This window comes from Streptomyces sp. KL116D, from assembly GCF_030766975.1.
Taxonomy (GTDB): domain Bacteria; phylum Actinomycetota; class Actinomycetes; order Streptomycetales; family Streptomycetaceae; genus Streptomyces; species Streptomyces longispororuber_A.
In genome coordinates this window covers 1-13930 of the sequence record NZ_JASERH010000017.1, presented here as the reverse complement: position 1 = coordinate 13930, position 13930 = coordinate 1, and the positions used below count along the sequence as shown (strand labels likewise).

General features: G+C 69.1%; 6 protein-coding genes and 2 pseudogenes. 3 read left to right on the top strand and 5 right to left on the bottom strand.

What is annotated here, in order from left to right:
- Positions 1-3184: 3184 nt before the first annotated feature.
- Complete coding sequence (locus RBJ77_RS06025) at positions 3185-3514, bottom strand: response regulator (RefSeq protein ID WP_372344023.1); 330 nt, start codon at positions 3512-3514, stop codon at positions 3185-3187.
- A gap of 1246 nt (positions 3515-4760) precedes the next feature.
- Here RBJ77_RS06025 and RBJ77_RS06020 point away from each other — a divergent pair.
- Both RBJ77_RS06020 and RBJ77_RS06015 read left to right on the top strand, forming a co-directional pair.
- Entirely contained in the window at positions 4761-4886 is a 126-nt protein-coding gene (locus RBJ77_RS06020) for a hypothetical protein (protein WP_372344022.1), read from the top strand.
- A 41-nt stretch (positions 4887-4927) separates the two neighbouring features.
- Positions 4928-5272 carry a hypothetical protein gene (locus RBJ77_RS06015; RefSeq protein ID WP_372344039.1) on the top strand — a complete coding sequence of 115 codons (345 nt, stop codon included), beginning with the start codon at positions 4928-4930 and terminating at the stop codon, positions 5270-5272.
- On the opposite strand, the gene RBJ77_RS06010 is transcribed toward RBJ77_RS06015, so the two are convergent.
- From RBJ77_RS06010 to RBJ77_RS06000, 3 genes and pseudogenes are all read right to left on the bottom strand, one after another.
- Positions 5223-5429, bottom strand: a complete 207-nt coding sequence (locus tag RBJ77_RS06010; RefSeq protein ID WP_372344021.1) for a hypothetical protein — start codon at positions 5427-5429, stop codon at positions 5223-5225. The genes RBJ77_RS06015 and RBJ77_RS06010 overlap by 50 nt on opposite strands.
- Before the next feature lie 311 nt (positions 5430-5740).
- Positions 5741-6455 (bottom strand): annotated as a pseudogene (locus tag RBJ77_RS06005) (GAF and ANTAR domain-containing protein).
- Between the two features lie 339 nt (positions 6456-6794).
- Positions 6795-7288: pseudogene (locus tag RBJ77_RS06000) on the bottom strand (CGNR zinc finger domain-containing protein).
- A 188-nt stretch (positions 7289-7476) separates the two neighbouring features.
- Between RBJ77_RS06000 and RBJ77_RS05995 the strand changes: the two are divergent.
- Positions 7477-8586, top strand: a complete 1110-nt coding sequence (locus RBJ77_RS05995) for an MFS transporter (RefSeq protein WP_372344020.1) — start codon at positions 7477-7479, stop codon at positions 8584-8586.
- A 585-nt stretch (positions 8587-9171) separates the two neighbouring features.
- On the opposite strand, the gene RBJ77_RS05990 is transcribed toward RBJ77_RS05995, so the two are convergent.
- Entirely contained in the window at positions 9172-9339 is a 168-nt protein-coding gene (locus tag RBJ77_RS05990) for a hypothetical protein (protein WP_372344019.1), read from the bottom strand.
- Positions 9340-13930 lie beyond the last annotated feature (4591 nt).

The window sequence follows — 13930 nt, the reverse complement described above, 5'->3', positions numbered from 1 at the left end:
ACGCCAGACCGACCGCCAGGCCGAACTTCGCGTCTCCCGGCGACCTCTCAGGGGCGGCGATGCGTCTCGGGTCAGCCTGCCCCAATCGCCAGGCCGACCACCGCCAGCCCGTACGCCAGGCCGACTCGCCAGCCGTACGCACGCCCAGCGCTGAGCCCGATCGCCAGCCCGGCCGGCAATTTGGCTGTCAGCCCGACCGTCAGACGACCCATCAGCCCGAACGTCAGTCCCAACAGCAAGCCCGACGGTCAGCGCGGCCAGGGAGCTCCTCGAATTCGTGCGGATGGCCGCCACGCTCCATCTGCGCGGGAGGCTGGTGGTCTGACTCCCCGCTATCACGCGGTGACACAGGGGTACACGGCGAACGTCACGGTAAGGAACGTGCTGATGGGCCATAGCAGCAGGATCGCGGGCAGGCAGGCGAGCAAGATCGCCAGTGTCGTAAGTGTGGCATCCCAGGCGCGTACGCGAGCGTGGCCGGCGATCGGCCACAGCTCGTACAGATGGATGTCCGTGCGCGCGCCGACGCCGGTGACTGACCCGTGGCCAGCGGTGCGGAGTTGAGATGTCTGGCGATGCAGGTGAGCCAGCTCCGGATCTGGTCGGCCTGGTAGCCGCGGGGCGGCGGATACAGGTTGCAGGGTGGCGGGATCAGCAAGGCGAGCAGGTGCTCGTCCAGTTCCTGCGGGTGGACAGGGCGCGCAGCGGTGCCGGGTCGGTAGTGCGGTAGACGGTGGCAGCCAGGGACAGGCGCCACGGTGTACTGAGATGCCCGGCCAGCAGGCCGGAGCGAGCCCGTGCGCAGCTCCTGCAGGAGGCTGGCCCAGCGGGAGTTGCCCTGGGTTCGGGCGGCGAGGTAGGCGCGGGCCCGGGCCGGGGTCACAGGCTGGATGGCAATTCGAGTGGCCGGGGTGAGCCGGGCCCGGCGGCCGCGACGGTGCCGTGGCCGCGAGCGCTTGGTAGTGGGCGGTGCGGCAGAGCAGGGATCAGTGGGGCGGGATCCTTCCCGTGGCTGTGAGGCATTGAGTGCCTTCAGCGCCGCCCGGGCGCGGGGGCATCGGGGTCGGGGAGCTGACGCCCCTGGGGGTCGCAGACCGGAGCGCCGTCCGCATCGGTCAGGCCGGGATCCATCTCATCCAGCCCGTCCAGGACCGGCAGGATCCAGTGAGCCGTGCACCAGTTGGTGGGCACGCAGCAGGGGGCTGGTCGTAGGACGCGTGGTGAGGTGAGCGGTGAGGAAGTCCTCCAGCGGTAGCGCAGGATCCCACTGGGCCAGCGACAGGCGCACCGGCACCGGGTCGGTGGCGCCCCGGGTTTGATCAACTCGGTGAGGAGCTCCAGCGCCAGGACCGTCTTGCCGGCGCCGGGTTCGCCGGTGATGACCAGCCGCCGTGCTTCGGTGCTGCTGTAGTAGGCGGCGATGGCCGGAATGTTGGGGGTGCCGTCGCGCAGCTGCCCGCGAGCCAGTGGCCCAGACGCGCTGGCCGGTGTCTCCCGGGTGAAACGGACGATTGATCAGGTGGCGGTCTCCGTCGGCGAGGTTGGCACCCTGCAGGGTCCAAGAGCTCCTTGCCCTCGGCCCGGGCGACGGCGTCGGCGAGGGTTCGGGCGGCAGACTCCCCAGTGCGGCGGCATCCGCCCGCTGCTCCCAGCCCGGCCCTGGCCAGCAACAGGCCGGCCATCGCCACCACAAAGCTAGGAACCACGAAGGCGAACGTGACCACGTTCGCTGACGCTCGCCCCGACGCAGCTCCCGAACGCCCCAGCCTGCGGCAGCCAGCGCCGCCACCACCCCAGCCACACACAGCACCGCCCAGATGCGGCGCTCCCGTCGCTCCCCACCCATCACCATGGATACGAGGGTCCCAACCCGCCCACACGCATTCACCCGCCGCCGCACGTCCGTTACCCAGCGGCGACAATCCGTCCACGTGCGCGGCCATCTTGTCGACGGCAGCACGGCCGCGCCGGCGCCACGTCCACCTCCGTGAATCAACCCGCAACGTCCAGGGCAGCACGGCCCGCCTCCAGTCCATTCAGACAGTGATCACGTAGGCCACCGAACAGCGCCCCCGAACACACGTCGAAACGACATCACGCAGAGTTACACAGCTAGAGGATCGTGCCCTCGATACGCACGCATCGGCCGCGGCTTTCGTCCGGCGGAGGGTAGATCACTACGGGCGTGCTGCGCCGTGTTCTCAGCGTGCAGGCAGGACCGTAGTACCGCATGCGGGCCTTCTCCTGGACGCACGGTGCCGGTCCGGCGGCGGGGTCGGAGCCGCATCGCCGACCGTGCGGCTCCCGACCTTCTGCTCGCAGCGCCAGCCTCGGGCAGGTTCCCGCATTCCAAGACCCCGCGAGCAGACCGGTGAGGAAGCACCCGGGGATGCGCGCTGCCCCAGCAGCGGGCCCGACCCAAGGTCATGAGGCCGCGCCGCTATGTGACTTCCTATCCGGTGCACGCGCGTAGCAGTCCCCGCGGTGCGACCTTCGCTCTGCGTCTCCGCGTGCGCGAAGAGCCGGCGGGCCAGGGGACAGCGCGCAAGTCGACCGAGGTGGCCCGCGAAGCTGCCTCCCGGCGTACCGTTCGAAGCAACGGGAGCGCATCCGGCGTGGGCGGGGGAGCGCATGTCAAGGTGGTTAGGGGACGGCCGCTGCCGGTGGTGCGGCAGCGGCCGTCCTGGCGTGCGGGACTCGTGCTCCCCTGCTTGTCCCGCACGTGGTGTCCCCTGGGGCCGGGAGGCGGGAGATGCTCTACCGGTGGCAGGGGACGGGAGCTGGGATCGCTTCAGTCGGCGATTGCGGTCCCAGCGGGCATGCAGGCCACGCCACATTGAGCCGCCTCTGCAGCAGGGGGAGGCAGGCAGGGCGCGGGCAGCAGCCGGTATTGCCAGTGGCGCTGGTCCCAACGCCTCCACCAGAGAGTAGAACGCCAACTCGCGCTATCTCAAGGGGGTACTTGACACGCTGAGCTTTGTGTTTCACCTCTGTCACTTGCCAGCGGCCGCTTTGCCCGTAGCACGCAAACCGTCTGCCAGTCGTCAGGCGCAGAGCGCCGGACCGGCTCACCGAATGCGCGGCTCCGACCTTCCTCGCGGACCGTGCAGCGGGCACTTCTCCCGCTGCTCCGTCCACGGAGCAGGCAGGAGACACGTGGCCGACATCCTGCGGCCACTCGGCCCTACCGGCGACGATCCGACGCGGCGCGCCAGCGAACTCCCTCGCTCTGGCGCATCAGATAGCCGGCCTTGACCTGGGAGCATTGACGTCGATCGGTTTGTGGATGATGTCGGCAACACCCGCCTCCAATGCCTCGCCGGTCAGCGCATCGTCCAGCCACATCCCCTGTGACCAGGATGATGGGAATGCGGCAGGTCTGATCCAGCCGAACCAGATAGCGGGCCACCTCCAGACCGCTGACCCGGGGCATGCGCACATCCATGACGATCAGCCCGACGCCGCCCTTCAAAGCCGCTTTCAGCGCCTGTGCGCCCCCGGTAGCGCGTTCCACCGGATAGCCGAGCGGTATCAGAGCGGCCTCCAGGGCAAAGCAAGGTGTCCTCGCGGTCGTCGACCAGCAAGATCCGCAACCTGTCCCGCCATGGCCGCCCTCCTCGACGCCGATGCGTCCTCCTGCCAGGAGTCTGAGCCCTCAGATCACCTTCCTGCAGCGGCTTTGCGCAGCAACAGAGCCAGAGTTGTGTCCCTACTCCGTGTGAATGGTTCACACGAGGGTTCCGCCGCATTGCGGGAGGACGGACGACCGTGAGCGAGTAACTTTCAGACTGTGGGCGAGAACCGGCACTGGGGTGATGATGTCGAGATGGCGCGGCAGCGTGCCGCCGCAGCGCGTGCCCGTGCCGCCAGTATCGGTCGCGGCGGCCGAGCAGCACGATCTCCTGGCGCAGGAGCAAGGGCGGCCTGAGGTGCTCCGAGGGCTGGCGGCGCTGCATCGTTCGATGGCTGCCAGCCATCCGGCGGCCGCCGAGATGCAGGAGGCGTACGCCCGCCGGATGGCCGCCTGGTCGCTCAGGAAGCAGGAATCCGTCCCCTGTTCATGGGCAGCGTGGTTGCGGCGTGCGGGGTCGGGGGCGGGGCGCTGGTACTGCTCGGCCCGAGCATCAGGACGCCTCGCGGTCGCCACGTCCGATCAGCGTGCCGAACGGGCGCAGGATCTGGGAGTGGGTGCTGGGGGAAGGCCCGGTCAGGGAGGCGGCGCGTAGCGGTGGTGTGGTGGCTGCCAGGGGCTCCGGTCTGATGGCGCGCTGGCCGGTCTACGGGTGTGGCATGCATGATCTCGGGCTGCGGGCTCGCTGCCGCCGTGCCGCTTACAGCCGGGGAGAGACGGTTGGGTGCTGGCGGTGTACGACCACGAAAGCCTGCCCCGGCCGGCAGACCTCCAGCGCATCGGTGCGGCCCTGACCGAGGACATCCTCCTCGGCCCGGGCGGGGACCCTTGGCTGTACGGGGGAAACCGACCTCCACAGCGAGGTCCACCAGGCCGCCGGCATCACCGCGGAAAGAAGGCTGCAGCGTCGCGGACGCCCTGGTCCTCATCAAAGCCCGCTCCTACACGGAGGGCACGACCACGAGCGACATCGCCCACCAAATCATCCACCACGGCCTTCGCCGACCAACGAGCCGGAATAGGCCACGGCTGCTACGGCCCGCGCATCGTCGGGGCAATCGAACGCGTGACCCACTACGCGCATGCGCAACCTACCGATTCCGGATGATCTCGTACACACCCTGATGGAGTGGACGCGTACGAATCGCTCGCCCACGAGGGGACGGTCCGCACGCCGTCCCGCGGCGGCTCCTGGTGCTGCTCCCCGTCCGGCTGGCTGCGCATCTCTGCTGGACAGGCCGGACACTCCCGCTAGGCGTCCGTATGGAGCTGCGGCGCCCATTCATCCGGTCGTAGATACGGGAGCACCGTGCGGCGCCGACGCTCGCCCGGATCGGAGCAGTCGGACTGCGGTCACAGTCCGCAGTCCACCACCGGATGCGCCAGCTGCAGACGCTGGGCCTGGTCCGCATACGGAAGGGCCAAGCCCGATCCAGTGGGATCCCTCGCCGCCCGGCGCAGCCGAGGGCCATCCGCCCGCCCAGCGGGGTACGTACGGAGACCGTCGTGGCCCCGTCCGTCGCGACATCGGACGCCCGGTACGCACCACGGAGCGGCCGAAGCGAAGGCGTTCCGTGTGCGCGCCGCCGGGTCACCAGGCCAGGCAGGTCAGTCCTGCGAGAACAAACATGGCGAGCGTGATCCCGTGCACCAGACGCGTCCGCGCCTGCAGTTGAGTGAGCGCCGTGCTGCTGTCGCGACTGCACAGGCAGGTGTCCGGATGCGGGGCGGGCGAGTCGAGCCAGTAAGCGTCCAGGAGCTGGGCATGCGGGGCAATGGTGGTCTCGTCAGGGTGCATGAATGGTTCAACGCAGAACGCCGGACGAATGCTACGGCCGTGTCAAAGGCAGGTGCAGCCCGCTACCCGGACGGCTCGACGACGACGGGCAGCCGTTTGCCGGTGCACGTGGCGGGCAGGAGAGGCCGCTCGGACGCGGTTGGCAAGCAGTCCTGTTACGGCGTTGAGTCCGAGTGGCGGGTTCGGGCAAGGAGAGATCGTTCCTCGGTCGGCGAGCGGCAGGGTGTGGTTCTCGCGCGGCGGGCTACTTCGGTCTGACGGCGTGCGCGGCAGTGAATCCCCGTGGGTCTGCCGCGCCGAGGCTCTCCGGTTCAGGCTGGAGCCGGGAGAGCCGCCCTGGCTACAGCGATGCCCTGCTCGCACAACTGGCGTGCCACCTCACGCAGTTTGATGTTGTTCTCCTGCGAGTAGCGGCGCAGCACGCTGAAGGCTTCGTCCTCGTCGATGTGGTGCTGGGCCATCAGGATGCCCATGGCCTGGCCGATGGTGTGGCGGGTGTCGATCGCCCTGCTGCAGCCCGGCATGCTCACGGGCCCCGGATATCGCGACCGCGGCGTGGGAGGCAGCAGCCAGCCGGCGGTCTCGCTGTCGTCGGTGAACGCGCCGGGCCGGTGCGAGTAGAGGTTGAGCGCGCCGAGGTTGTCCTTGTCCTCGGTGTACAGGAGGAAGCCCATCACGCTGCCGATCCCGAGGGCGTGGGCCTTGGGCGCGTAGGCGCGCCAGCGCACGGACTCGGTGGACAGGTCACGCAGACGGAAGACGGGGTGCTCGATGCGGGCGGCGTCGAAACAGGGGCCCCTCGCCCAGCTGTTCCTGCAACCGGTCGCTCTCATCCACCAGGGGATCGGTCGACGCCAGGGTGGTCACCTGCCCCCGGCGCAGGGTGAGGATGCCGGCCGCATCACAGTCGTCGACCAGGCCGACGGCCGCATCCGTGATCTTGTCCAGGGTCGTATCCACACTATCCCGGGCCAGGAACCCACGCGCCATCGACGCCAAGTGCACAGCAAACTCACGCCAGTCCATGAAGCTCCCCCTACCCCCCGATCTCCCGATTATGGAGATGCCGTGCAGTGCTGAATCCGTCGAGACCGCTACGCGCATGACGACCGTGCCGTTCTCAAAGGGGCCTTGCCGCAAACCAACTCCCCCCTGCGGCAAGGCCACTTGTGAGACAGGGCGTCCCCCTTCACGCGCTGCCCCACCAGGTCCTTCCGTGGACCTGTAAGGCACTGCGAGAGCACGCTCCACCGGATGGGCATCGCCCATGCGCTGAACAGAGCACCAGCATGAGCGCGGGTCGCTGGCCAGCCCGGTCGCGGGCGGGGGCGCGGCGGACGCCCATGAAACGACCTCGGCGACTGATCAGGCGACCGCGACTCGTGCCCGGTGCCTGCGCACGGCGTCGCGATTGGCGCAGCGATGTGAGCAGTAGCGCTGCCGTCCGGTTCGTGAGGTGTCGGCGAAGGCCCTGTCGCATTCGATTACTTCGCAGCGCCGTAGCCGGTGCATGCCGCGGCCCGCGAGATGCATTGCGGTGCCGACCGCGAACAGCGTGAACAGCACGGAGCCGAGCGGCTGGTCCGCGTCCCGGTAGTGCAGGTGCCAGCCGGTCCCGGGGTGGGAGGTCAGTCTCGGGTAGGCGGCGGCTCGGCCAGCATCCGGTTCAGCAGATCGGCGCGCTCCTGCTCTCCGGTGGCGTCGACGATCTGCTCCCAGGCGTTCAGCGCGGCCTGGCCACGGCTGAGGTCGTCCGCTGTCACCCGGCGTTCCAGCGTGAGCCCGGCGGCGCGACAGCGGTCTGCCAGCTCAACTGCGCTCTCTGGCCGGTGGTTGGCCAGGTCCGCGGCCAGGTTCACCGCACCCCTCGCCGTAAGTTGAGTTGCATGAGACTATTACATCAGCGTGGTCCGTATGACACAACAAGCCGCCCGACTCACCGGATCAGGGCTCACGACCCGTGGCGCTATCGCTGGATCGTGCTGGGCATCGCCACCTTCACCCAGGCCGCGTCCGGCTTCTTCGTGGGCGGCCTCGGGCACTCGGCGTGCACCTGCAGAGCGCCCTGGACCTGACCACCGCACAGTTGGGACTGCTCATTTCGGCGGCCCAACTGGTCCCGCTGGCCGGGCTGCTGGTCGCCGGCGAGCTCCTCGACCGCTACAGCGAGCGCTGGGTGGTCGGGGTCGGTGCCAGCATCGTCGCACTGGCCCTGGGCGCGGGAGCCTGGCTCCGGGATACGCGTCCCGCTGGTCGCGACTCCTGCTGGTCGGTGCGGGATACAGCACCGTCCAGCCAGGCGGAAGCAAGTCGGTGGCCTCCTGGTTCGACGGGTCACAGCGCGGCTTGGCGATGGGCATCCGGCAGGCAGGTCTGCCCCTGGGAGCAGCGCTCGCATCGGCCGTACTGCCCCTCGTCGCCGAAAGGGTTCGGCTGGCGAGCGACCTTGTTGACCGGCGGCTTCGTCGCACTCCTCGGAGCCGCCCTCTTCGCTGGGCTGCTACCGCCGCCCGCCCGCCGCGTCCGCTCGACAGGACAAGGGCCGTCGGACCCGCTCGCGGCGCAACTGGGCGCCCGGCTGCGCATGCTCCGTGAACCGTCCACGGTGAAGATCATGTTGTCGGGGACCAGTCTGATCTCGGTGCAGTACGGCGTGGCCGTCCTAGCCGTGCTCCACCTCCACCAGACGTCATCGGTCGGCGCCGGACAGGCCGCCCTGGTCCTGGTTGCCTCCCAGGGTGCGGGGCGTTGCGGGCCGGATATGTCTGGCCGCCTTGAGCGACCGGAGCGGCTCCGGGCGCTATGCCATCGTGCTGGTCTGCATGGTCGCTGCGATCGCCGGACTGGTCGTGCTGATGACACCGGCCGGGCGGGCACCGGTCGTAGCTTCCGCAGTCTTCGTCTGGCTCGGCTTCTTCGGATTCGGCTGGTACGGCCCGTGGGTCGCCTACGTCACCGAAGCGCTCCACCAGGCAAGACCGGCTTCGCCCTGGGCCTGGCCATGTCCGTCAACCAGATCGCCATCGTCACCGTGCCGCCCGCGCTCGGCCTGCTGGTCGACCTCACCAGCAGCTTCACCCCGGCCTGGGCGCTGCTTTCCTTGTTGACCGTCGTTGCCCTGGCGGTCACAGTCAAGGCGGAACTCCACACCCGCTGACGCGCCTCGGGCCATTGCCCCTCAGGCATAGCCCGGAAGGCGCGGACGACCTCAACTCCCCACCGCGCCCGTGATGTTCGTAATCGGCGCCAGTACCGGACGGACCAGGCCGCTTACCCAGGACACCTCAGGCGATACCGACCTACCGCTGGCGATGGGCTGAGCCGGGAGGGGCGCCCTGCCCGGCAGGCCTCGCCGTGCTCGCACTGCTGTGGAAAACTGTCACGCTGCCGTGACCCGGCCTCCTGTCCGACTCCGCACACGAGGGGCCGAGGCAGCCATCGCGACCGCGCAGACCCGCACCAACACCGGCAACGACCACCACACGCCATGGAGGAGAACACAGTGCAGAGCATCGGGCATCATCGCAGTGGGCGAGATCGACGGGTCCATCATCTGAGCGCCTGCCCATCGGGACGATGCATCGGCCGGCATCTTCCTCTCTCCCCGGAGGCCCGCACCACCTGGTTCGATCCGGCTAACGCCGCAGCTCTCAGAGACCCTGGACGGCCTCCCAAGAGGTGATCTCATCAGGTTGCTGCCGTGAGGACGAGCGGCTTCTCACATGCCGCGGTCTGGGCCGTATCAGGGCGTTCCCGGGCGTTCGCCGGCGGACATTGGAAGGTGCTGCAACCGCACGCCAGGGGTAAAGGCTGCGCTGTTGGGCCCGGTCATGTCTTCACCGATGAGGTAGCGGTAGAGCCATTCCGCGAAGCTCATGCGGTGCTCTGCCCAGGTTTCGTCAAAGCTCACCAAGAACCTCGGAGCATCAGGGGCGGCGATCAGGAAGATGAACTCTCCGCGGTCGGTGCTCGCGATCGGCCACAGCCCGTTGCGGGTGCCGAAACTCAGCTCGTCAAGGTCGAAGAGTAGGCAGGGGGTCCTCGTCCGCGTCGAGATCGTCCCACGACACCTCGGACCACGCCTGATCGTGCTGCGGATGTACCGCTCAGGTTCCACCCCTCGGTCGCGGGGTGGGAGAGGTAAAGGTGCCCATTGATCTGAATGGGGGCGTGTGCGCGTCCACAAGGGACCCGGTAGTCGGGCGGAAGCTGTATGCCGGGACCCGGCAGATGGAGACGGTCCCAGGCGGCCCGGATCCTCGCATAGCGATTCTGGGCCGGGGCCGAGCACCTACCATCGGCAGCCAGGTAGTCAGTCATGAGTTTCCTCGACGGTGCGTACGCGGCGCGGTCCACGGAAGTTGAACCGCGCTATCAGAAAGCTCCGTACTTTACGGACCACGTCGAGTCGATGACCTTGGGAAGCTGCGATAACAGACTCGAGCGGCGGCCATGCCGGCGGTAAGAGCGAGGTCCCGTGCCTGCGCTCGTACCCACCGTGCAGGGAGTCGGCATCCAGCGAGGCGGGCGCAACCGTCCGCTCCACCGTCCAGCGATGATGTCAGCATCTGGGAGGACTCCGAAGCCCTTGCGCGCGATGCGCGAGTGATGTCCTGCAGCGCAGCTGCATCGGCGCAGGCGATGGCAGTCGTACCCTGGCCGCCATGGGCTTGGCGGAGTCTCGCCGCTTCGCATGGCCCACGGCGTGCGCGGAGGAACCGCGCACCGACTGATTCCCTATCCGGGCCACCGTGCTTCGACAAGACCGAGCGCGCTACGCCTCGCACAGCAGGCCGGCGATCCTGGGACCGGGCGGGCGGATCCGGTCGGCATCCTGATGTTCGTCAACTTCAGGTCTCGCCATGTCCTGGGCGGGCAGGCCGACCTGATGCCCGGCAGGCGCGTCAGGTCGGGTGTCATTCTTCGCCGCGCGCGCGCAGGCCATCGGGCACGGCGGTGCGGCATGTTCCCCCGCTGCCTCGGCCCAGCCCCTGCATGGCCGACGGCCGCTGGTTCCGAAAGCGACTTCCAGTGGCGGCGGCGGCGACGGCGAGCCGAAAGGCCGATCAGCGCGATGCCGCCCCGCGCCGCCGATCATCGGCAGCCGCCGGTCGGAGCCGGCGAACCAGGTTCGGGCGGCCGAGGCGCCCAGGCGCATCGTGTCGCAGACCAGGCCGATCGCAGCCGGGACAAGGCCTGAGGACCATCATCTGCAGCGGGACGTTCGCGCCGTCGCTCACGAACTGCGGCAGGACCGCGGCGAAGAAGACCAGGCTCCTTGGGGTTGGTGGCGCCCACCTCAGCAGGCCGTCCAGGACGGTGTGCGGCAGATCACCGCGCCGTTCGCTTTCCCCGGTCGTCAGGTCGGCGCTCATGCCGGCCGCGGTGGCGGTACGCCCTGGACGCCGAGGTGGGCAGAATTGAGGGGCCGCCGGGCCGGCTTCACGACGGTGAACACGGTCGCCGAACTCTGCACCAGGGCCCCGACGCCGAGGGCGACGGCCAGGACGAGTGCATGCAGCAGCCCAGGAGGTTGCCCAGCACGGTGGCGAGTGCGGTGCGGCGTCCGTGGGCGGGGCGCGGCCGACGACAACAGGACGCTTCCGGTCGGGGATCGCGGTCGCGACGAGGGACATCGCGGCGAACGCGAGGAGGCTTTCGGTACTCACCATGGGCCGGGACTTCCTGATCTGTGCTGCGCCGCCGGAGTAGGGCCGCGCGGTGCAGAGAGCGGTACCGAGGGGCGGGGCCCGGCGCATGCGGGCGGGGGCGGTTACCGGGAGAGCCAGCCAGGGCCTGCGCCGGGCCCAGGACGGCGGAGTCGATCTGAAGGGTGCGATGGGCCGCTCTCCACGGCGCATACGCAGTAGACGGGCCGAAGATCCGGCTCCGCGACCGCCGTAGTCGACCAGGGCACGGAGCCCGGGCCGGTGTGGCTGACCGGCGGGACACGGGCACCAGGCCACTCCGCGGCGAGCAGGCCGGCGTCCCGCCGTGCGCAGCCGGGGGCGGCTGATACCGAGCACGGCCAAGCCAGGCGAGCGAAGTCCCACCCGGTCCTCCGCCCGCAGCGCCACGAGCAGCAACGGCACGTCCGTTTGTGAAGGCGAGCGTCTTGACCGCCTGCGACCAGGAAAGGGCGGGGCCTGGCGCCTCGGCGACGCCTTTGTGCGCGGCGGCGCGCTCGCTGTGGACGGTGTACCGGCAGCCGTCCGCACGTCCAGCACGGCTCGCCATGGCGCTTCTCGGGCGTACTCATGAGAAAACCACCTGCGGCCTTCGGCTCAGCAGAAAGAACAAGGAGTCGACCTGCGGCCGGTGTAGGCGCGCGGTCTGCTCCCGAGCCTCGCTCGACACGGCGAGATCCGATCAACTGATTGTGAAATCCTGCACCGTGATCACTCCTGCGCTTCGCCGACACGGCCGAGGAGGACATCGCCTTCCTCCGTCTCTGCTCGAAAGCCATCCACTCCTGGTACGTCTCACCGGCGGCCACCACTGCCCTGCATCGTGCCCTGTCCGACGGTGCCGCCGCCTCCTCCGTCCGCCCTGCGCAGGCGGATGCGCGAGCACGACTACGTCGTGGCCGACTACATCCCCGCCCTCTTTCGAAAGCCAAAGTGCCGGTGATCACAACGCCGACTTCGCGGACCAGCTCGCGGCCGTACGGGCACTGCCGCCGCCCGCTCCTGCTAGCCGCCGAACTCGCCCGAACGCTCGTCGACACCACACCGCCACTGCAGGATCGGACCTCGTCGACGACCCCGCGCCACCCGCGCCGCCGCCCTCGACGAGGTACCGGAACGGCGATCCCGGGCGGCGAGACGGCTGGAGGGCGTCCACCGCCAGCTTGCCCGTGCTCGACAGGCGTACTCAACGTTCTAGGAGGACTACCAGGCAACGACGCCTTCGCCTCGGGAGTGGGGGCGCATCGAGCCCTCGCTGGCCGCGAGTCGATCTGCGCTCAGGCGCCCGGATCGCCCACGAGGCCTGCTCCTGATGCTTCTTGCACCCTCGCCCCCCAGGTCCGCATCGACTGCCCGGCTGACGCGCTCCTGCGGCTCGACCGCCCGCGCACGACCACACGTCGCTGTCGCGTGCGAACGCTGCCCGCGTAACTGGCAGATCGCCACCGCCCTTCGCGTCCTCACCTCCGCCCGTAGAACTGAACGAACGATGCCTGCGAGCCCTGCGGGCATCGCCGGCTGCAAGACCCAGTGCCGGCAGACCACGACCAGCCTGTCGCAGTCATGCCACCCACGCGCATCGGCCCAGCGTCTGCCGCAGAGCCAATCAGCACGAAGCAGGGCCAGGACTTTGGCACACAGGGAAAAAGCCTGCCCCTGGGGCCCCGGCCGCTCCCTTACATGCCACCTATCGCGCTCAGCCGCCAACTAGCGCTCTGACCGCATAGGTTCACCGGGTGGGGCGGCATCTTCGGCTGGAGGATCGAGCCAAGGCCGTCCGGCTGCGACGTGTTCTCCACCGCCCACTCGCGGAAGAGCATGAGTGCCTCGCTGAGGTTGCAGGGTCCGCATGCGGCGTGAAAGGCCGTGGCCGAGGAGTCCACGCCACGCGGCCCACCGTCCTTGCTGCGTTTTGACTTCCCTTGCAGCAGGAAGTCGTGCTCCTTTCGAGATCGGTGTCCTCCGGGTCGATGCGGACCGACCAACCAGCAGCTGTCAAGCGTGTCGATCTTGATGCCCCATTCCTTGCTCCCAGTCCTCATTGCACTGTGCGGAGTACCACTGCAGCCAGTCCAGGACGTCCTCGGCGTCGTTCATGGCACGAGATGCTAGGTCAGCCGCCAGTCCAGCACCGGACGCGGATGGTGCAACTTGTCCCGGGAGACGCGATGGCCGAGCCGGTACGCGTGCGCGAAGGCTGACCGATCGCGAGGGGCAGCGGCTACGCGGCAGACCGTGCGGCGAAGCGCAACCCCGTCCGGCTACCGGCGCGCAATGATGCTGCTGGCCTCGCCGGCGGGAGCGAGTGCCTGTCATTGCCCAACTCGTGCATCGCGGACCGAGGAAACCGTGCGCGATTTCGGTTCTGTGACGGCGCGAAGAAAACAACCGCTCAACCGGCCGCGTGCCGATCAACATCACCCGTAGTGTGGTCTGATGCTCGATCGCTTGGAGATCAGAGTTCTGCCGCCGGGCCGATTCGCTGCTCAGGTGCGGCTCTGGGTCAACGGCGACGCGACATCATCGAAGCAGCGTGGTCGACGCGGGCGGCCGCGCGGGCCGTATGCCGCCGGCGTCCTGCCGGCGGGGCGGCCCCAGCCCTCTCCGGGCGACCAAGGTAGCCCGCCGCCTGAAGCTGAGAACCCGACTGCACCGGCGGGTGCTGCAGCTTCCTGAGCGTGGTCGTGCAGCGGTCCGAGAGATCGTGCACTGGTCGCACTGGGAGATCCTGCAGGCGGCACACACCCGCTCCCTATCCTGCCAGAGTTCCACTTCGATGCGAGTCAGTACGACGCCGAATTGGCCCGCGCCGAA